A 21,463-nucleotide genomic window follows, 5' to 3' on the forward strand; every position below is an offset into this window, starting at 1 on the left:
CTGGCACGCGGCTTGCATCGACATATTTTCTGCCAAGATGCGATCTTCCACGAGACGGACCACACGGTCCTTTGCATCCTGGTCAAATTTTCTTGGCATATTCCAGATTTTCCCATCTACTCAAACGGAACAAAACCTGGGACACTTCACGTCAGTAAACTGAAGCTCCCCGGACTTACCAGGATTGATGCGGCGCAGCGGGTCAAAAACACACGGCCCAGAAGGTAGCGACCGGTGGCCGCTAGGTTCGACGGCGCATCCTCAACCGCGGGCTCTTCCACCATGCCCACGACCTCCTAGATCCGATCATCGTCAGCAGCCGCAATATCAAAGACGCCATAATTCGACACATGCAACGGTTCCACCTCCACCGCAAACAACGGCGAACCGCCATACTCTTGGTGCGCTCGGATCGTCTCACTCATGGGACGTTGGGCTCAAAACCGTCGCAAGGGAGCATCACGGCAAAGCAGTCTTCAAAATCACCCAAAATAGACCCGGCCAAACCTGCAGCTTGTCCTAGCACTAAAGGATTCTCCTGAGTCAGAGCAACTGGCTGAATAACCTCCACTTTCACTACCTTTTCATCTTTGCCGTTCGGGCGCGATAATGCCGCCAAGAAAGAATCTCCTCAAAGCCGCAACACCTCTTGCTTGATTAGCGACGTCACGCTAGCACCAATCTGGTGCCTCCGCTGCAACAGCTTCTTCCGTTGCTGCTCCGATCTAGCCAGATAAAGACTAAGCACAGCTATTCCTAGACAGGTTGCAGTGGTTTTCCTCGTTAACCAGCACTGCAGAATTAAAATCAGTCCAATTCTATTTATAGTTTCCTGTCCTATACCCACAGGAAACATCTACCGTGTAGTTCTCGCTAAAAGTAGTTAAACATTCCCGCCCCTACGTGAATATGTTCACCAAGATGATTGGGACTTGAACCTTACAGGGAAACATATCGGGCCGCTCATTCAAGTTTGTCAGTTTAGAAGAGAAACTAGCACAGCCGCCAAATAAACCGGCAAGTGCTATATGATCTATGTCACTTCCTCAGTACCGTCAAGCAGGGCCAGTTCCTACCCTGTCAAGCGACTAGTAATATAGGCTTCCAAAACGCCTCAACTACTCTTGGCAACCCCAGCTCCAAGGCCCTGCTTCGAACCTAAGGAAAACATATGGACCTACACTCATCAGTTCGCAATTTCATCCGGAATGAGATTATAAGCCCTGAGCTTGCTTTCAACGAGGTGCCGACCACCACCTCGGCGATTAAAAAAATTGTAGCTGACTTCAATAAGCTTGGCTGGGATACGCGCGTCTTAGACCCAGAAGGGAAACCACTGAGGCACGAGTTCTCCTGCACTAACACAAACGAAGTCCTTAAAATGACGGGGCCGAAAGTGTTTCACCACTCAATTCGAACTGAGCAGATTTGCCAGCGCAAGCACCTTACCAAGAAGCTCTTAGAACTCTCCCACGTAGCAGTCCCAGTAGGTGCAGATTTTACTAAAGGCGAGTACAAGGCAGCTACTGGATACTTCGAAATGATGGACTCACCGGCGGTTGTTAAACCCACCAACAGCGGAGGCTCGGCGGGAGTAACCATCAACGTACAAACCCCGGAGGAATTTACGCGCGCTTGGAAATTCGCGAAAGAAAGCGGAACAAATGACTCCAATATCCTAGTAGAGGAGTTTGTCACCGGCGTCGAGCTTCGCGCGATGGTGATAGGCCATGAGGCGGTAAGTATCGTAGCTAGGGTCCAACCGTATGTAGTAGGCGATGGCTCTTCAAAAATCTCCGAGCTAATCCGTGCGGTAAACGAGGAAAGGTCGAAGCACCGTCGCGCTGTACAAATGCCTATTAGATTAGATTGGGACTTTATTGGCAAACAAGGCCATCAAGAGAACTCTACCCCAGATAAAGACGAAATTGTCCTTCTTAATCCCCTTCCCCTTCCGGCACAAGGGGCGCTTACAGTCGACGTAACAGCTGCGGCCTCTCCTGTAATCAAGAACCTGGCAGAGACCGCTGTTAAAGCCATCCCTGAACTTGAATACGGAGGCGTCGATATTCTGGTAGATGACATAAGAAATGCGACAAAGCCCGTTGTTCTTGAAGTAAACACCGCGCCATCGCCGAACCTTCATCGCTATCCCACCCATGGCGACAGCCGAGAAGTCTTGGACGATATCGTCAACCATTTCCACCAGACATACGGAATCTAACGTCTCTTCAGCCGCCAAACGCTGCGATTTCTGTATTACTCAAGCCACACCCGAAAAGAAAATTTAGATATGCCAGGCAGTATAGAATTCACGAGATTAGTTACCACAAGTCAAAGCATTGAGGTCCTTGCAAAATTTGACGGTCAAGAACACAAACTATGGTACGAATTTGATCGCTCAGTACGCCCCAGTACTAATGCTATTGCGACAGCCTTGAGTACACTTTGCGGTACAAAATTTGACGCGATTTACTACGACTTTCCTGTTGCAGATCAAGTAGTCGAGCGCCTGGAGAACTTTACAAAAAGCTCGGTCAAAGCAAGTGAATCGACTTCCCCAATCGCGCCCCGCGGTGGTGGGCACATTTTAAGCTTTTCGGGCGGATTCGATTCATACGCCGCGCTAAGATTGCTGGGCCCTGAAACTCATCTCGTATCCCTTGACTTTGGAGGTTGGTTCGAACGAGAGGCTCGCTTCTTTACCGATTTCAACCCCCTAGTTATCAAAACGAACATCCGGCGAACTCCGACTCAAAAAGACTCGCTAGCGAGGAACCATTGGACGTTTATGGCGACTGGTGCAATTCTTACCGCCGAGTATTTCGGTGCCACTCAACATTCTTTTGGCTCCATCCTTGGTGAAACTTTCTCGAGGCCTGTAAAAGCACCCAAAAAAGTCGCCCCACTTGAAATCATGGGCCTCCAAGAGTCGCCTGTTACAAATGGAATTACCGAACTTGGTACAGCTAAACTTCTCCTTCAAAGCGATCCCGATCATCTAGCGGATTCAATCGATTCACTTGCTGGTAACACAGACCGGAAAAAGTTTTTAAAGACCGCTATCACTACGTTGCTAGCACCACAATTTTGCGAAAATATTCGTCTTCCACAGTTGCCAAACACATGGTCTAAACCAATTGACGTAACCGACTCATATACCACCACGATGAGTCTTCTATATTTTATTTCCCAAGGCCACAAGGAACTAATTGCCCCTCTCTTCAAGGAAATCCCAGATTCCTTGAATACATTCGCTTCGAAGACCGATATGAGCTTTATGCTTAAGGCCAACACGGATTATTACCAGTTTCTTCCACATCGGGTGGCCGGAAAACTGCTAGCGAATCTCGAGCGTTACGGATTCTCGCCTTACACGGAATTTGACTGGGAAAACGCGAAAGCTGCCCGAGAATTCCTAAATCAGCTTTTTGGAAAGTAAGACCCTTTGACTCACAGGCTTCGGTGGTGGAAAGTTCCTGCCTATAGCGAATCAATACGGAAATGGCTCTCTGGGAGGGCAAGCTTATTGATCAATCTCCCACAATGGCAGAGCTAAAATTTCGTACTCAACTGATTCCGATACTTTTCCATAATCGCTTCCAAATCACGGAACAGCGCCGGACCGTACTTTGGATGGCGCAATCCGAACTCGACGCTGGCGGGAATGAATCCTGCCGGGTTGCCGAGGTCGTGGCGGATGCCGTCGTGGACTACGACGTGGACGGGATGGCCTTCGGAGATGAGTAGATCGATGGCGTCGGTAAGCTGCAGCTCCCCGCCCTTGCCTGGTTTGATGCGACGGAGGGCGTCGAAAATCGCGCGGTCTAACAGGTAGCGACCGGTAGCCACTAGGTTCGACGGTGCATCCTCGACCGCAGGCTTTTCCACCATGCCCACGACCTTCTTCACGCGGGCGTCGCCAGTAGCCTCAATATCAAACACACCATAACTGGAGACGTGGGCGGGGTCGACTTCCACCGCCAGCAACACGGAACCGCCTTGCTCCTGGCGTACCCGAATCATCTCGCTCATGGCTACAGTCGGCTCAATGACGTCGTCCGGAAGCATGACGGCAAAATAGTCTTCATCGTCATCCAATACGGACTCGGCCAGCCCCACCGCGTGCCCCAATCCCAAGGGCTTGTCCTGGGTTACGGCAACTGGATGAATGATCTCCGCGGCACGCTCAACCTTTGCCGCCTGCTCATCCTTGCCACGAGCACGGAGAATCTCTACAAGGTCCGGGAACTCATCAAAGTGGCGCAGAACTTCATCTTTGCTTGGCGACGTCACAATAGCCAGCCTCGCTGCCCCCGCCGCCGCAGCTTCCTCCGCGATCATTTCAATACCTGGAGTGTCCACAACTGGGAGCAATTCCTTGGGGACAGTCTTGGTCGCGGGCAAGAAACGAGTACCCATACCAGCGGCGGGGACTACGACGGTGCGGACAGATTGAGAGTTAGCCATGAGGCAATCGTATTATATTGTGCACTCTGACCATCGTTACACCCTCCAGATTTCCGGCAAGCAAATTTCTGACTCGCGCCGACAATAGGGCTGGCTTCGCCCACGCTTAATGAGACTCCAAACGGTTCTTTGCCTCTGTATGCTAGACGCGCTGTGACCACGCATAAGTTAGAACGATGAACACTAGAGCTTCGAATTCATCGGCAGTACACATTTGATTGAGTCTCAAATAATGGGACGATGATGGACCAAGCTTTTATTAAAGCCTATCTCAGGTCCCGACCTTGTCTCGCCTGTCGCACCTATGCCCAGTATCATTAAAGATCTTGGTCTAGACCAGTAAAGGACTCTCTCTATGAAGAAAAGATTTTCCATTCCTTTCGACGCCACTAGTTGTTCCATAGCTCTTCGGACCGACAAGGACTTACGCTGGGCTTTTTATGCCTTCAAAATCGATTTCCCAAAGATTGAAAACCCTGAATCTTTGGCAGAATCGACTGGACTCAAATGGAGCCCCGGCCTCAACTCCCTCTACCGATATTCCAGTAGCTCTCAGGGAGGCGAAACCACGTACAACTCCCCCTTCAAACTGCCCCAAGGCTGTGACGAAGTAATCATCGAGCCCGTCCAGTGGAAGGATCGGGCTAACCCAATTCCCACCCCACCATTCGAACTAGTTGTCACGGCCAATTGGCCTGGGGCAAATGTAGTTACTATTTTTGGAGAGCAGCTTAATGACTGACATTTCTGTAGTAATTGGATTCCGCGATTGGGGCGCACTCCGGCTTGAGCTAGCACTGGAGTCTATCCGTCAATCTTTTGGCCAGTTCGATGGTGAGGTAATTCTTTCTGACTTTGGCTCTACCGACCATGAAGCAAACCGCAGGCTGGCACAGCGACTGGGCGTGAAATACGTATTTACGCCGGACCAAGGTTACTGGTCTCGTTCCGAAGCTCTTAATGCAGGATTCGTGCACGCGGACGGCGAAATCCTGGTATCTACCGATGCAGACATGGTTTTCACGCCTAAGGCATTTGAGCGCATTGCCGCCGTAGCTAAACAGGATGGACAATCTGCTTACTTCTTGCAGTGCCGAGACCTTCCCGAGGGAATGGACGATTCATGGGTAGCTGAGCACCCCAATAGCTGGAAGGAAATGGAACGAGCTTCTCGGCTACGTCCACGCTGGGGAATGGGCGGAATGATGGCCATTCCTCGAGAAGGCTTCGACCTCATTCGTGGGTTCGATGAACGCCTTCACACCTACGGCGGTGAGGATCTCGATTTCGCGCAACGCGCCCGTCGAGCTGGATACAGGACGGTCTGGATAGATGACCCCGAGGTGCGCATGTACCACATGTGGCACCCCAAGACGATCAACACCGTTAACCAAACCGACGAAGGAAGAGAAGCCGTACGCTTCAACAGGTCCGTCGTCCACCACGATAAGTCGTTCGTACGAAATACCAATCAGTGGAAACATCGCCGTGGCGACGAGAACCCGGCGGTATCGGTGGCCATTTCCACATACAACCGCGCAGATTTCCTGAGAGAAACGATTCTCTCGGTACTTAACCAAACGATGCAAGATTTCGAAATCGTAATCGTCGACGATGGCGGCTCTGACCACACGAAGCAGGTCGTAGACGAATTTAACGACTCCCGGATTAAGTACTATTGGCAAGAGAATCAAGGCATTTCGGCTGCACGAAACCTTGCAGCCGAGAAAAGCACTGGCTTCTACACTGCCGTCATCGATGATGATGATCTCATGCACCCTCACCGGCTCCAATGGCAGCTCGAGGGAATCGAGGCCGGCGCCGTTGGAAACGTTGGCAGCTTCATCAACTTTGAGCACGACGACGGAACCATGCAACTCTTCGTGGGTAAGAATCCTACCGCGGAGCGTTCCATTCCTACCGGTTCTGCACCGGGTCATGGTACTTGGATGCTGCAAACAGATGTCATTCGAAAGCTAAAATATGACACTTCTCTTTCCAGCGGCGTAGACAACAATTTCTTCCTTCGCCTGCTCCGCTCTGGCTACAAAGTAACCCACACAGGCAAGCCCCTCACGCTTCGCCGTATGCATTCAAGCCAGGTAACTAATACCGACGTAGGCAATCAAACGCGTGCGGCCGCAGAAACCCTCAACTTCTTGCGCTGGCGATATGACGGAGCACAGCGCAAAATCGCTGAAGAACGGGCCAATGCCACACCACAGTGGCCAAAGATTGGTGACAAAAAGGAGATGATGGAGGAAGCACGCCGCTACCTCCCCGATCACCTCAGCACCAAGAATTTAATCGTCACCTCGCCCCTACCCCAAGCGGAATGGACCGGCCAAGTTACTGCCACGAAGGTCCATCTACTAAAACACGGGGAAGACGAAGCCGAGGAAGTCATCACCGACGTTTCAATCATTCTCACCGCTAGCTACGAAGATATGGTTAAGCTGCGCCAAAGTGGGGCCGAATTCAGCGTTGCCCTGGCGGACGGAGATGCACCTAGTGATCCGTTAAATGTACTAGCAAACGGCATCATTCCTTCCCTGAATGCCAGCGAGCCCGATGCAGTATTTGCACTTTTCATCCGGCTCGCACCGGAAGGCAAGTTTGACGTGTTCGTAGGCGACCATGGCTTGATCGCCGACAAGTTCAACACTCTAGAGAACAAAGCCAACGCGTTTGTAGTAGGACCGAAGCACTTCGAGGCAGATAATGAAGTTTAAACGAATTCAGGAACCAGGAAACCGAACTGGCTACGAAGCCGTTCTCTCGGAATACGACTCTATTCCCCCGAGCAACAAGGTCATCATTGATGAACTGCCGGAAAAGATTGACCCGAACCGCGAGGCCATTGCGCTATATCTCATCTTTGGAAAGTGGGTAGGTTCTGATTTCGCAGTCCCGCAGTGGATGTCCCCTCATACCGGTGAAACCATTGCGCGGGCAGCATCACCTATCACTGTTCACCCAACGCCTTTTGAGTACTACCCAAAGGGCCTTCCTATAGGCAACCGAGACCTCTTATGCACCGACTCAGTCGAGGTTGGCAACGAGCAAAGTACGGTTTCAGTCCTTCCCGCTCACTCTTGGTCTGGCGCAGTGAGAGGTTTCGATTCGCTCATGGTTTCTTCTAACGCCTTTGTGTTTCAGGAAACCCCCGAAGACGTAGCCCCGCTAGTAGGAATCGCCGTTCTTTTCGCTGAGGATCTGAACGCCGATTCTGTTTGTGTCCGAGCTAATCTTGCCGAAAGTGAAGAGAACCGAATAGCCGAGCTTCTTTCAAGCGTCCGCTTGGGTTTTAAGGCTACACAGGGCTAACCACACAGAAATAAGGGCTCTCGCAAGTTCTAGCGAGAGCCCTTAACTCTATTCAGCGCCGAGGCCACGGAAATAATCAAGGGTTTCCTCAATTCCCCGCCCAAGGTCATACTCCGGCTGCCAGCCCAAATACCTTTTTGCTTTTGAAGAATTTAGCGAAGAACGAGGAACATCGCCCAATCGAGCCAGGGCAAACTCCGGGTCATCGGCCACACCCGCCGCCTTCGCTACTGCTGTGTGTAGTTCCCTATCGCTAGTCTCCACTCCCGTACCGATATTGAAACGCCCGAAGTCACCGGGTGTGGTAGCCGCCAAATAGAAAGCTCGAGCAACATCTTTGACGTACACGTAGTCACGAGTATTGGAGCCCGAACCAAATACCTTGGTGGGTTTACCGCTCAGAAGCCGCTGGCTGAAAATCGCAACGACCCCGGCTTCACCATGGGGGTTCTGGCGTGGACCATAAACGTTAGCCGGCGCTACGAAACTTACGCTGATGCCATACAACCGGTGGAACATCTCCAGATATAGTTCGCCGGCAGCTTTGCTGGCAGCGTAGGGGGACTCGGGAGCGAGCGGATTATCCTCGCTTACAGGAAAACTTTCGGGCCTGCCATAAATCGATCCTCCGGAGCTAGTGTGAACGATTTTCTGTACACCACTGCGGCGGGCCGCATCTGCCAGTTTGATCGTTGCAATAATGTTCGACTCAGCGTCTTCAACTGGGTCTGCCACCGAATGCCGCACATCAATCTGGGCCGCAAGGTGGAACACAACATCAGTGGGATGTTCTTGGAAGAAGGCACCGAAATCAAAATTCTTTATATCGCCTTCAATGATTTCAACTGTTCCGGATTTCATGGCGGATTCTAGATTGACTTTCTGACCCGATGAAAAATTGTCCAACACAGACACAGAGTGTCCCTCAGAAACAAGTAAATCCACCAAGTGAGAACCGATAAACCCGGCTCCTCCGGTAACTAGAGCGCGCATGCCCTTAACAATAGCACCGCTTCAAAATTCCCTGCCAATTAACTGTGAGCACAAAGAGGACCAGGGATTACTCCCCCTTTTCCTTCCCCCAGCCTCTTCTGCCATAAGCGTGAAGGACCACATGCTATAAGCCAAATGCTCTCAGGACTCTACCGACCAAGCATAGAAGCCCCGCCACATCAGAGACAGCATCTTATGAAAGCTCAAGGAACTGCCTCCACTCACGCCGCACGTGTTGCGGAGATTTTGCAGGCTCATCGATGGGGCGAATTAGTGAGTTAGTCGGTGCAAAAGCGAGAACCTTAAATGTACTATGACTACGTGAGCTATGATCCTAGAAACCTAATTGCTTTGGTAAGTGACGAAATTTTGAAACCAAAGCTGCCAATCAATACTTATGACCGGATTAAGTCCCGCACAAAACTTATGCTGGGCGAAGCGAGGTCCCGCGGCTGGGAGACCCAAAAAGTCAAAGACGGCACATGGATATTTTTGAATAACGGTAAAACGGTGGGAGGAACCGTTTACCACGGCCCTTCTACCCAGAGCATGTTCGCTAGACGGGTTTCCAACGACAAACAGGCCACAAAATTGACCCTTCAAGCCAATAACGTGCCGACGCCTAACGGCCAGAAGTTCAATTCAGCGACTAAGGCTGAGGCCCTCGAATATTTTAAGGCGCAAGATCGCCCTGTCGTGGTTAAACCGAATGGCGGTACCCGAGGGCGAGGCGTGTCTCTCAATATCAAAGATACCGAGTCGTTTGAAAAAGCTTGGACTAAAGCAGCTGACAGCGGCTACGGCGATGAAATTGTAATCGAAGAATACTTCGCTGGTTTCGACATTCGCGTCTTAGTCATCGGTGGCCGTGTACGCGTTGCTTGCTCTAGGCTAAACGCATTTGTAGTAGGTGACGGGAAGCATACGGTTCAAGAACTGGTGGATCTCGAGCTCCAACGCCGACAGGCCGATGCTTACCTAAAATCTACGGAGATCAACATAGATGAAGATTGGCTAGCCGAAAGCCCTTGGGCACTCGAGCAAGTGCCCGAGCACGGCGAAGTAGTCGTTCTAAATCCAATATCCTCCGTAGGTGGAGGCGGCTTCACGCTTAATGTCATCGATAAAATTTCTCGTCAACACATCGCGGTTGCGGAGCGCGCTGCTCGGGCTTTCCCAGGAACGGGAACAGTGGGAGTAGACATTTTCACCTCTTCCCTACAGCCTGACGCCGACATCACAGTTCTAGAAATCAATACGCAGCCTTTCTTCGACATTCACCACTATGTAAGTTACGGAGAGCCTGTTAATGCGGCTAGCTATATTGTCGACCAGATCGAGCGAACACAGCTGCTCTACTCTTAGGCACTAGTTAAGACTCTAGGCTTTGCTGGGTCGGCGTAACACCGCTGAACCTCTGCACTGCCTCGGGCTTAATAGTGAGAACCAAGGCGAACTAACTTGTCAGCCTGCCCTCGTTGCTAGAATCTGTGCGATAAGCAACCCACTCCTAGCTCAGATGATTGGAACTACATGCGTACCGAGCACCTAAACCATATTCTGGACTCTCTGCCCAGCCTTGAACAAAATTATTGGCAAGATGGCTACACCACAGGCATTCACAACGCGTGGATTCGGACTGTCCGCCGCTCGGGGCGCAACTTCCATATTGACCGCTCGAAAAAGAACCGTCCGTATATCACTCTAAAGGATTCTGCAGATGCACCCATCGGAGTAGTTACTCCTTGGAACGTACCTACCTGCACTAAGACAGCTGGGCGAATCTGCCAGAACAAAGTAAAAACACAAAAAATCCTGCACACTGCTGGCATTAATGTTCCCTGGTACCAGGTTTTTGGACCGGACGAGGCTGACAAAGCCTTCGACACCGCTTTTGCTCAAGGCCGGAGGGAAGTTGTGGTCAAAGCACCAAGCTTCTCCCAAGGTCTCGGAGTTTTTCTCAACGTTACTGAACAGGACTTCAAAGAGCGCTTCCACGAATGCGTGGAGATGCAAAAGGAACGAAAGCGAGAGCCCTCGGTAATTGTCCAAGAAATGGTTGACGGCTTTGAATTGCGCGTCACCGTTGTGGAGGGAGAGTTTTTCGGTTCAATCATCCGAATCCCTGCCTACGTTACCGGCGACGGAACCCACAATATCGAAGAACTGATGGCGCTTAAGAATGAAGAGCGTCAGAAGGACCGCGCACGAAGCAAGCGGCTTCTTCGCCGAAACGCGAACATGGAAGCGTTCATGCGCTCCAATTCATTGTCTTTCTCCGATATTCCCGAAGCAGGAGAACGCGTTCTCCTCAGCGCAATCTCTAATATTTCTTTCGGTGCTGAAACTGCAAATATCACCGATATCATTTCGGAGGAAATTAGGGACACCGCTGTTCGAGCAGTTGCCGCGATTCCGGGTCTATACACTGGCGGCGTCGATATCATGGTGCGTAGTTTGAAAGACGACATGCCACGAGTTTTGGAAGTCAACTCTTTCCCTCACGCGACATCCTTTATCTACCCCACTTACGGGGAATCTATAAACCCCATCGCGCACTATCTGGACTCGTACTACGCCCAGCACAAGTTTGCAAAAGGCACAGAAGAGACCTTCTCATTGAAAGAAAAGCAGATGCTTTCTTCTCGCCATGACTTCTGCAAACTAAAGCTGCAGCTATTTCCCACCCAAGACTAAAAGTGAGGTCGGTGAGCATGAGCACATCATGTTCACCGACCTACAGCCTTGGGCTAGTCATCTTTCGCCGCTAGCCATTCCTTCCGCAGCCAACGGTCAGCCACGTACAAACGCCAAATGAATTTCACGATCTCTCTTTGAGACGACTTTTCGGGAACGATAAGTTCTCCGTTTGCGGCCGCTTCCAAGATCTTCCCAAATTCGGGAGTGACCTTTGAAATGAGCAGATCCCAGTTAGCAGATTCCACCAACTCACTGGCCATCTGAACGGCCACAGCTTTGGTGTACTCTATCGCTTTTGAGTCTTTAAGCCGAGGATCCACCTGTAGGAATTCATCGCTCTCATGAGCAGGAACTTCGGCATATCGCTCGGCAAAGGAGTCTTCCCCAAGATTCTCCGCCGGACCAGCACTCTCAAACCGCCATTTATTGCCGTTGGACAAAGGAATGCGGTTCGCTTCGGGCCAAATCATTTCTAAGGCCCTAAAGAGAACACGCTGTGAAACCTTCTCTGACATCGTCATAGCGTCAGAAATCGCAGCTACCTCTTCATCAGCGATTGGATAAGCAATGACTGCATCACGCTCGTAAAGGTTTATATGTGCATGCAGCCAACGTCCCGACCTAAAGTTTCGGGCAAAGAGATACAAGTACTCGAGGTCGATAGACGTCTCTACTTCACGCTGCCATTGTTCAAGGAAATAAGCGTACTGCGCTCTGATCCCCTCGTTTACGAACCACCCGGCTTGTCGTCGCAAAGCGTTTTGCAAGCCCGACCCAGAATAGTGCAGCTTCTTTGCCTGACCGCCCTTCATTAGTGGCCACTGCCCCAGCATGATTGCGTCACCGGCAACACGCGGCGAGGATCCATAATAAATAGAAGTATGTGGTTCAGATGCCGGGATGCCATCAGACATGAGAATTGTTCGATCAACCTTTTCCGCCAAGCTTGACCGATCAACTGGGGCTGGTGCAGTTACTTCCAAGTTCTTTTTAGCTGCTCGGCACAAATTATGCGCCACTCGGACTTCTTCATCATTCGGCTTGCCAAAGGTTACCCCATAGACAGATTGCTCCGAGTCCCTAACTAGTCCGAGCAATAACCGGCTGTCTTTACCGCCACTCATTCGTACTTGGACGTTTTTGCCCGAAAAATTCGCTAAAGCTCTGTGCGTAGAGGCCTTTAGCGCGTCGGCGAGTGCTTCAGCTGCTTCCTCTTCAGAGTGAAGGTTAGGGAGGTTCGCGGTTAGACCTGCTGGACGAGGAATAATCTTTACTTCTCCGCCATTAACCTCGAGTGCCTCGTCCACTGCAATCGTAGATACGCCTTCAAACGGAGATACGGCATCGAGGTTAAACCCAAACATCAAATACTGATCTAAAAAGTCAGTTTCCAATGCCACTGGAGAAGCTTCTCCCTCTGCTCTTGCTACTGCAGCAAGAAGTGGTCTGTTGCTAGCGAAAACATAATCTTCCGTCTCCGCATAATGTACCGCTTCTAGAGCCGGAATTGTGTTCCATAGTATGACGCGATCGCGATAGCGCTCACCCCAGATCGCCGTATAGCTACCCCAAACAGGATCGGTGTAAACAACCTCGCCGCCACGCCTGGACACCTTCTCTAACAGGAGCTCGGAAACATCCTGGCCGCTCGAATGCGCCCACCAGTCTTTCTTTGCGACGACGCGGTTCGACTCGTTCTCCCTTTTCCACACGCCTATAGAGGCAGTCCCATGCTGTCCCGGTGTGGAAACTTTTATTTCACTGCGATAGTGATCACTGACCAAACTGCGGTATCTCTGGAAGCACCGCCGTAGCAATTCGGAATTATGCTCTGCAAGGTCGTCAGAAACGGTAGAGCGAAGCTTCTTCTTAGGCACCGCCAAAAGGTAAATGGACATCCTAGCTCCTAGATAGTTTCCGTACGCTCAGACTCCTTGACGGCAATATTTTGCCCGTTCAAGGCATCGATCCATTCGGAAATAATTTTCTTAACTCCCCAACGGGAGGCGTATTCACGTGCCTTTTGCCCCTCTTCTGCAAATGTCTCCGGTTCACGTAGGGCGAGTACGCGATCGATTGCGAGGTCACTACCTCCATCTACATACGGACCAAAAATGTTCTTCGCCCCGTCTCTCTCCCACACGATGGGGACTGCACGCGAGGCCATTCCTTCTGCAGGCGCAAGATGGAAACTTTCCTCATCACTTGGCGACAACACGATGCCGATCTTCCTAAACCAAGACGCCATATCTGGCCCAAAATCTTCAAACACTAAGTGATCCCGTAGTCGCTCGTTCGAGGCAATAGATGAGAAAAAATCTAGATACAACTGCTTCTGCAGCGGCTTACTCCATTCGTGAGGGTATTCCCATGGGGCCCTGCCTCTTATGTGAAGGATGTACCGGTCGTCTTGTTCCAATAGCTCTTCAAAAAATGAAACAGCTCTATCTGGTCGCTTCAAGAAGGGAACGTAGCCGACCAGACCAATATGGAACTGAGCTCCAAAAAGCTTTTCCCGGTCAAAGTCCACTAAATCAATTGCATTTGGAATTACCCGAGTAGCCGTGGATTGCAGCGGAAGTCGTTCCAGCGCCATTTCCTCGTAATGCTGCGAAACGAAAATCAATTCGTCCACGCCTTGCCAGTCGATTTCCTTCATCCATGGGCCGGGACCACGAAGTTCGAATCCATGTAGACGACTAATTAGCCTCTGCGCTGGTCGCTTATGCTCTGCATACCACCGAACTGACGGACCACACCATTCGCAAAATACAACGTCCGCCCAATCGACTAGTTTTCGGCTGCGTTCTTCGTCATGCTGATGCAGAGACGACCACACGTCCTTCTCGAGTATGAACCGTGGATCCTTCTCAAGCGCATCCACTAATTCGCCCATGAACTTGAAATCGTGGGATGCGATTACGACCTTAATCGCATCCATAGGCACCGCACGCTTACTAGAACGGACTATGCCGGCCGCCTCGAAGTAGCCAGTTAGACGCTCTACCGCTGAATCCATTGAAAAGTTTGCTACCTTACCCCGAACCTGTGGGCTCATTAGGTCAATAGAGTTTGCGGCTTTAGCTATGACCTTTGCGGCATCCACGGCAGTAGCTTGTGCATCAATAAAGAATGGATAATCGCTACCGAACAGAGCACGGCTGTCATCGTTAAAATTAACTAAGGCAGGAGTTCCAAGGGCAGAATATTCTAGCGCCTTTGTGGAAACCTCAAGGCTTGAATCTAGTACCGCTGTCCGCCAACCTAATCCAATATGGGCGGACGAAATGGCTGCCATGGATTCATCCCGAGATACACCACCTAACCATTCAACTCCGCTATCAGCATCTGCCGCTGCCTTCTCTAGCGCCTCTTTCATGTGGATGTGCCAAGAAGGATCTCTCTTATCCCTATTTATCTTGTCTCCGACAACTAATAGCTCTGAGTCGATTCCCAACTTTCTCAGATGCTTGGGAATCTCCAGCATTTCGAGTGTCTTCCAGTCCTTAGCCATCTTTCCCGCATAGACAATGCGGAGCTTGTCCGACTGTTCGTAGTTCTCCCCGCTTTTCTCCTTGGAAAACGCCTCACTCGGTACCATCGGGAGCATCAAGCAGGTCTTCCCTGCCGCGAATGGAGCGATCGATTCTAGATAGCTTCGGGCCGCTTCAGTTTGTACAAATACTCTCCGAGAGTTCGCCGAGATTCTTTGCAAACGGCCTACATTGGTTTTAGAAAGCTTGGTGATTGGGAAAGGAAGATCCGTTATATAAGCCCAAAGTATCGGCGCCAAGGTCGAAGAGCGACTTAATGTGTGTGCCAAATTCAGTCCTCGAGAAACGAGGATGTCAGCACCGACCTTATTGGCCAACGATTCAAGGACAGGAACCGCGGCTTCCTCGTTGAGTGGAGAACTGGTGTCCGGAGGAAGATGTAGAACGACGTTTTCAATCTTGTCTACGGACTGTAAGAGACGATAGTTATCCGGCTTCATTTTGAGCTGGAGATGGACCTCATCGCATGTCTTTGAAAGCGTTTCGGTTATTGACATGAGCCAGATCGACGAGCCATCTACAACATTCGGGCTGATGTCCCCATAAACTACAGCGGTGCTCACTTCTTAACCTCACTTACACGCGTATGCGTCGATAGCCTTTATCACTGGGTTCGCCATTTCGGCGCCCCGACAATCTTGTCCTGGCTTCTCAGGAAGCACAACATCAGCGGTGTCACGCAAAACGCTCGTCATATGTGAGGCCGGTGCATTAGCCACGACCGCCGTAAGGACATTATTCTTTCGTTGCGCTTTCACAATCTGGCTATGGAGCTCCTGAAAAAGATGCGTCCCTTGAGCTGACAGACTCCCAAACCAGCGACCACAGGTTAAAGACGCCTCTTCGATAACAAGACAAGAAATGTCGTTCCCTGCCTTCGCTAGGTCAACGGCAGAATCTATTTTCCGGACGGAGCAGAAGCCCGAGAGACTTTCACGGAGGTCGGAAGAGCCCAAAACGGCCACTACTCGAGTCATTTCGTTGGAAGGATAAAGGAGTTCCCGTAGCTTTTCCTTGGACCCCTCACCAGTGTCTTGCAGCGCCGCCTGTCGCCCGGCCACATGAGAGTTGGGTTTCTCCACGGGCTTCGATGCAGAGATACGCCTAGGGGAAAAATAGGATAAAGGTTCTGAGATTGCGCCCTCTGAGCCCGTCTCCCCGTGGCGCCATTCCTCGACCGCGGAATTGATTTGGGTTAGTTGTTCTTCTTGAAAGCGTTGACTCTCTCGCGATTTGGCTATACTTCCCGACATGTTTCGGAGCAGCGACAACTCTTTAGCAACGGACATTACACTGCGGTAATCCTGTCGGCGTTGTGCCTCTACTCGTCGTGCCCAAGAAACGCTTAAAATCAAGATCAAAGCCGCTACTACCACCGCCAAAATCAACAGCCCAGCGCGAACTAAGTTGCTTGACAGCACCGCGGCAATTAACAACACAGCGGCTAACACGGCAAGACTTGCAAGCGACTTGCCGGATTCCAACCTCTTCATCCCTAGGATCAGCTCCACATGCCACGTGTGTCAACGACATTCTTTCCTTCCAAGACGCTCTTTTCGAGGCTCTTGAAAGGTGTATGGTCCACTAAGACAGCAACCACGGGGCTTGAAGATATCGCGTGAGACGCGTCAACTAGCTGCACGTTTTGATATGCGGTTAGACTCTCGGGCAGCTCATTCACATTAGGCTCAGCTACTAGGATCTTTTTCTCCGGCCACTTCTCGGCCATTTGTTGCACGATAGACAGAGCAGGGGATTCTCTCAAATCATCGATATCCGGCTTAAATGCTATTCCCAGTGCGGCGATTGAGTCTGCGCCTTCGGCCTCGACTGCTTCAGTAATTTTGGCAATAACGTAGGCAGGCTTGCCGTCATTAACCTCCCTCGCCGTACGGATCAGCTTGGCTTCCTCCTGAGCCGAAGAAACAATGAACCAAGGATCAACTGCAATGCAGTGGCCACCCACACCAGGGCCCGGATTCAGAATATTGACTCGTGGGTGATGGTTGGCGAGTTCAATCAATTCCCAAACATCAATTCCAAGCTTGTCTGAGATGATTGACAGCTCGTTTGCAAAGGCAATATTCACGTCCCTGAACGAGTTCTCGGTCAGCTTTGCCATCTCAGCGGTTGTTGCATTCGTCAATAGCATCTCGCCATTGCAGAAAGAGGAGTATAGCTGTTTCGCCCTATCCGTCGACAGGGGATTTAGGCCTCCGATAACTCGGTCATTAGCGGCCATCTCCTCCATAATCTTGCCCGGTAATACCCGCTCAGGGCAGTGTGCGACTAAGAGACGGTTAGCACTTTCAGGATCCGTCGATAGGTCCGGCCTTTCGGCTAAAAGAATTTCAGCCATCTTTTCAGTGGTCCCTGGAGGGGAGGTTGATTCTAGGACCACGAGCGCCCCCGGTCGAAGCACAGGAGCAATATTCTTCGCTGCCGCTTCGATGTAGGACATATTGACTGAATAGTCATCATTGAACGGCGTCGGGACAGCCACAATGAACGCGTCTGCTTCCGCTACTTCTGTATCAGCCTTGAGATGTCCATCGGCGACTACGCTTTTTAATAAAGCTTCGAAGCCAGGTTCAAAAAAGGGCATTTCACCATTGTTGATCTTCTCCACATGGCGCTCATTGATGTCCACCCCCACTACGGAGATACCAGAATCAGCGATAAAAGCTGCAGTCGGGAGACCAATGTATCCCAGCCCAACAACACAAACCTTGTTTATGGGTCCCAATTGTTTCTCTTCAATGCTCACTAAAACCCCTCCTCGGGAGAAAAAGTATTTTCAAATTTTAATTCGACGTTTTAGAACCGCAGTATATTATTCCACAAAGGGGACGCTCCTACATCGAAAACCCTTGGGGAGCACGCGGTCCATCTAGCATTCAACAGCCTCGAAATTCCGACCAATCCCCACGACCTGCCCATTAGCCAAAAACGATGCATTTGAGACTTCCCAAGTATGTTGTCCAGCATTTCTCATCTGAACAAAGTTGAAGCGGTCTGTGGAATATATTTTCCCCCCTTTCCTCAAAAGAGAACGAATAAACGCAGTGTCTTCCCCTCGGGAACGCGCCTCAAATTTATTTTCCGCAAACGTATTGCGGGGACCGAAGAAAGTAGGGCCAGCTACGAAGTTCGTCCAGCGATGTTCCCTCTCCGGCCGCCTAACTATCAGCAATTCTTCATTGCCCAAAAACGCATAGTTTGCCTGTTTGCCTACCAGGTCAGCACCAGAAAAGGACCACGAGTTATACATATCCAAAAGATATGAAGCAAAGTAAAAATCATCATCATCAAACTTGGCGATGAAATCGCCTGACGAAGCAGCGATACCTGCATTTAAGCACTCTCCTAGCGAGGAACTTCGCTCCTCCCTAAGTACACGGTATTGATGAACTTTCGCCTCCTCAGCGAAGTTTGCAATCTCCTTGTCACCAACTTGAATCCCGTGCAGAACCAAAATCAGCTCGACATCCACTCCGGATTGCCGACCTACCTGCTCAAATACATGCTTCAATTGCCCTTCCCGCACCGTAGAGCAAATAACACTAACTTTTGGTTTAGCCTTCAGACCTTCAAATTCAGAGGGACTAACTCGTTCCAAAATCTCCATTGCCCGAGTTGTATAGGTATGGCTCTCCCAGATCCTTCTTTGCGCCCGATGTACCAGCCTGTCTCTCAACTCAGGAGAATTAACCAAGGCACGAATAGACAACGTGGCTTCTTCCCTACTATCTACAAGCACTAATTCAGTAGAAGGAAAAGTCACCTCAAGTGCCTTGCTCCATGTAGAGACTACAGGCGTGCCAGAAGCAAGAAGTTCAAACACTCTACGGGAGCACATACTGGGACTGTCGACTACAGAGTTCACATTTAGGAAGACTTTGAAATTCTTGTAAGCCGCAATCATTTTTTCGTACGGCAGAGACCCCACAACTCTTTGGGAAAACGGCTGCGGGAAAAGATAACGCTCGTCTTTTCCCTCGAATCTAGAGAAGATACGGAGACCGTCTTCAAGATGCCCTGATGCGTCCATAGCTCCGCCCAGCAGCATCTCCATTTGCTCACGGCGTTCTGGATATTTGTGAGCAAAATACATGCCTGCAAAAGCCACGTCTCCTTTCTGATAGTTAGGCATATCAGTCCGGATAGGGTTATGAATCGCAGGCTGAGCAGCAAAGCTCAAAGGCCACACTCGGTCATGCCCCAAAGCCTGCTTATAGGCACCTACCAAATTGACATCACTCGTAAACACGAAATCGAACAATCGTGCAGTATCCAAGAAGTCCTCAAAATGGGGAGGATCCTCTTTATTCCAGAAGGCCGTAGGAATCCCAAGTTGCTTACATTGCTCGACGATCACGGAAAGCGCGGTGCTGGGAGCGGCACCGCCAGTCAATTGGTATTTCCAGGCTCCTCCATTTCCGTCCCAAGCACTCTCGACCAAGAATAAATCAAGCTCAAGGGATTGAAGTTTCGATTCTTCCCCAGGCAAGATTGGCACGATTGTAAATTCCCCTCCCCATGCCAGGAGAGAAAATTCATCCATGATTACGCCAACGCGTAGGCCCTTAAATGGGCTTGTCCTGTTAGTTTTCCCTTGGGCGGTTACTGCTAGCGGGTCAAACGTAGCGGTCCTTTTGCTTACCGTTCCTACGTTAAATCGCTTTTTCGTTTGGCGAATTAATTCAGAAGGGCCTTCGTCTCGGGCCACCTGACGCGCTCGTTTAAAATAATATTCAGTTTTATTCACCATCTTGTTTAATCTTCCATTTTGAGTCACAGAGGCCACCCACTCCAACGAATTATTGTTTTGTACACTGCTTTGTTTAACCGATTCTCGTACGACAAGTTGAGCATTGGCCAGATTATTCTCCTAGTATTGAACGGAAGACCTATTGAGGGCCCTAATTCATATTCGGAGTATCCCGCAGCCGCCCAACTGGTCATTCGATTTTCCCAATAATAGAGGTCATAGAAGCTTGCAAGCGACGGGGAGACTGAATCTAGCTGGGTATAAGCTATGTACTCCTCCATCTCTGCGACAAGGCGAGAATTGGAGGAGAATTTACTCGTCGTAAACTTTCCGGCTAGGATTTCGCCGTTAACCGGACTCTCGGTCCTATCTTTATAAAAGACTGTGCCGATTTCACCACCGATCCCAAAAAGGACTACGGATTCTTTGGGGAAGTTCTGCCACAAAGATTTGGCTAAAGCCGGAAAACGAGCCCAAGTAGGAAACGATCGTTTGTACGCGGAAGCAAACTTTCCTTCAAAAATGAACGGTTCCACTTTCACTACCTTGTGCTGCAGACCAGACAGCATAGCTAGGAAATTGGCTCCTTGGAGGTCATTGATCCCTAAAGGATCCTTTCTCTCCGCGAAAATGTAGGTCATAGCTTTGGTGAAGTGCTTTTGGAAAAGATCAATACACGACAACAGCACTACCAAAGAGTCTTGGCCTGAGGTCAAAGCGAGATAGATTTTATCAGAGGTATTGAGCCACGCCGAAGTCTGCACCCTAAGCTCACCAATCAGAATGCGAGCGACCTCTTTTGGCGAATATTCCGCGGATACTCGGTGCTTTTCCAATGGGAAAATGCGGGAGTGCAGGGCCCTTTCCCCGTCAAAAGACAGCACACAATTAGCACTTACTAGCTCGGTGCAATCATGCGGCGTTATGCGGCCTGGCAACCATTTTCCCGCAGCACTCACATAGTCAGGATTTGAAAGAACCCAATATGCCCGCTTCCTCGAGAATTCTTCTATCTCTCTAGCGACCAACGCAGAATGCGATGCAGCGAAAAGTTGTTTATTTCTGACGGTCCAGTAACAACTTCTGCTTGCCATTGCATCTACGTGAATACGCCACTGGTCTTCACACCCGGCGATAAGGACGAACCGGCCCCCTAGCCACAGGACGTACTCATCAATCGCCTCGAGGCTATTTCCAGACAATATTAAATCAGCAATACGGTCAGCGATGAGGTCGCTATCAGATATTCCTTCCTCCGAGTCGATAGCAAGCCCCAGCACGGCAACTGAGACTCCACGTTTCTGGGCCAATGCAACAGGAAGGTTTTCTTCGACCCGAAGGCGCCCCTCACCTAGAGCCAGCTCCTTCCAACGCGGTGAAGGCGGTGGTTGAAGGAACCCTTGGTTGCTGAACTCATATCCACGCGAAAAAGCCCGCACTTCCCCGCTACTGCTAGACGTTCGCCGTTTCTCTCCCACCGCAGCGTCTGACAACCCGCGCCAAGCTCCTTGCAGGGTGGATTTCGCGTTTTCGTCCAATTCCGGTCCGAGAAAGCGAGTACCCACAGTCGCCTCGACTCTGGAACGCCCCCAGTATACTCGCGCTCTAATACCGTGCGGGATTTGACGAGCTCTCTTCAGCAAGGAAG

Annotated in this window: 15 protein-coding genes; 6 read left to right on the forward strand and 9 right to left on the reverse strand. The window is 50.5% G+C overall.

The annotated features are described in order from the left end of the window. Positions 1–421: 421 nt before the first annotated feature. The gene (locus MHY22_RS06725) at positions 422–619 is read right to left on the reverse strand and encodes a hypothetical protein (protein ID WP_239278646.1); all 198 of its coding nucleotides are present in this window, start codon (positions 617–619) and stop codon (positions 422–424) included. 552 nt (positions 620–1,171) lie between these two features. Here MHY22_RS06725 and MHY22_RS06730 point away from each other — a divergent pair. Beyond that, positions 1,172–2,224 carry a hypothetical protein gene (locus MHY22_RS06730; protein WP_239278647.1) on the forward strand — a complete coding sequence of 351 codons (1,053 nt, stop codon included), beginning with the start codon at positions 1,172–1,174 and terminating at the stop codon, positions 2,222–2,224. A 69-nt stretch (positions 2,225–2,293) separates the two neighbouring features. Next, positions 2,294–3,442 (forward strand): hypothetical protein, encoded by a 1,149-nt coding sequence (locus MHY22_RS06735; protein WP_239278648.1) that lies wholly within the window; start codon positions 2,294–2,296, stop codon positions 3,440–3,442. A gap of 113 nt (positions 3,443–3,555) precedes the next feature. Here MHY22_RS06735 and MHY22_RS06740 read toward each other — a convergent pair whose 3' ends face one another. Beyond that, positions 3,556–4,470, reverse strand: coding sequence for a UTP--glucose-1-phosphate uridylyltransferase (locus MHY22_RS06740; RefSeq protein ID WP_239278649.1), 915 nt, complete (start codon positions 4,468–4,470; stop codon positions 3,556–3,558). Between the two features lie 734 nt (positions 4,471–5,204). On the opposite strand from MHY22_RS06740, the gene MHY22_RS06745 reads away from it, so the two are divergent. Both MHY22_RS06745 and MHY22_RS06750 read left to right on the forward strand, forming a co-directional pair. Next, the gene (locus MHY22_RS06745) at positions 5,205–7,202 is read left to right on the forward strand and encodes a glycosyltransferase (RefSeq protein ID WP_239278650.1); all 1,998 of its coding nucleotides are present in this window, start codon (positions 5,205–5,207) and stop codon (positions 7,200–7,202) included. After that, a complete protein-coding gene (locus MHY22_RS06750; RefSeq protein ID WP_239194304.1) occupies positions 7,192–7,797 on the forward strand; it encodes a hypothetical protein in 606 nt (201 codons plus the stop codon). Before MHY22_RS06745 ends, MHY22_RS06750 begins: the two co-directional genes overlap by 11 nt. A gap of 48 nt (positions 7,798–7,845) precedes the next feature. Here the strand turns inward: MHY22_RS06750 and MHY22_RS06755 are convergent, their stop codons facing one another. Next, on the reverse strand, positions 7,846–8,790 hold the full coding sequence (locus MHY22_RS06755; protein WP_239278652.1) for an NAD-dependent epimerase/dehydratase family protein: 945 nt from the start codon (positions 8,788–8,790) through the stop codon (positions 7,846–7,848). Between the two features lie 321 nt (positions 8,791–9,111). Between MHY22_RS06755 and MHY22_RS06760 the strand changes: the two genes are divergently transcribed. Continuing rightward, positions 9,112–10,155, forward strand: coding sequence for an ATP-grasp domain-containing protein (locus tag MHY22_RS06760; RefSeq protein ID WP_239278653.1), 1,044 nt, complete (start codon positions 9,112–9,114; stop codon positions 10,153–10,155). Between the two features lie 168 nt (positions 10,156–10,323). Continuing rightward, entirely contained in the window at positions 10,324–11,487 is a 1,164-nt protein-coding gene (locus MHY22_RS06765; protein WP_239194310.1) for a hypothetical protein, read from the forward strand. A gap of 53 nt (positions 11,488–11,540) precedes the next feature. Here the strand turns inward: MHY22_RS06765 and MHY22_RS06770 are convergent, their stop codons facing one another. From MHY22_RS06770 to MHY22_RS06795, 6 genes are all read right to left on the reverse strand, one after another. Next, entirely contained in the window at positions 11,541–13,388 is a 1,848-nt protein-coding gene (locus MHY22_RS06770; RefSeq protein WP_239278654.1) for a hypothetical protein, read from the reverse strand. 8 nt (positions 13,389–13,396) lie between these two features. Further along, a complete protein-coding gene (locus MHY22_RS11630; RefSeq protein WP_239278655.1) occupies positions 13,397–15,607 on the reverse strand; it encodes a glycosyltransferase in 2,211 nt (736 codons plus the stop codon). A gap of 9 nt (positions 15,608–15,616) precedes the next feature. Further along, positions 15,617–16,537 (reverse strand): hypothetical protein, encoded by a 921-nt coding sequence (locus tag MHY22_RS06780; protein WP_239278656.1) that lies wholly within the window; start codon positions 16,535–16,537, stop codon positions 15,617–15,619. 8 nt (positions 16,538–16,545) lie between these two features. Continuing rightward, on the reverse strand, positions 16,546–17,811 hold the full coding sequence (gene wecC, locus MHY22_RS06785; protein ID WP_370658841.1) for a UDP-N-acetyl-D-mannosamine dehydrogenase: 1,266 nt from the start codon (positions 17,809–17,811) through the stop codon (positions 16,546–16,548). A gap of 123 nt (positions 17,812–17,934) precedes the next feature. Continuing rightward, on the reverse strand, positions 17,935–19,842 hold the full coding sequence (locus MHY22_RS06790; protein WP_239278657.1) for a glycosyltransferase: 1,908 nt from the start codon (positions 19,840–19,842) through the stop codon (positions 17,935–17,937). Continuing rightward, entirely contained in the window at positions 19,839–21,380 is a 1,542-nt protein-coding gene (locus MHY22_RS06795) for a hypothetical protein (RefSeq protein WP_239278658.1), read from the reverse strand. The genes MHY22_RS06790 and MHY22_RS06795 overlap by 4 nt, the downstream gene beginning before the upstream one ends. Positions 21,381–21,463: the final 83 nt, after the last annotated feature.

The organism is Corynebacterium sp. ACRPO (assembly GCF_022347205.1).
GTDB lineage: Bacteria > Actinomycetota > Actinomycetes > Mycobacteriales > Mycobacteriaceae > Corynebacterium.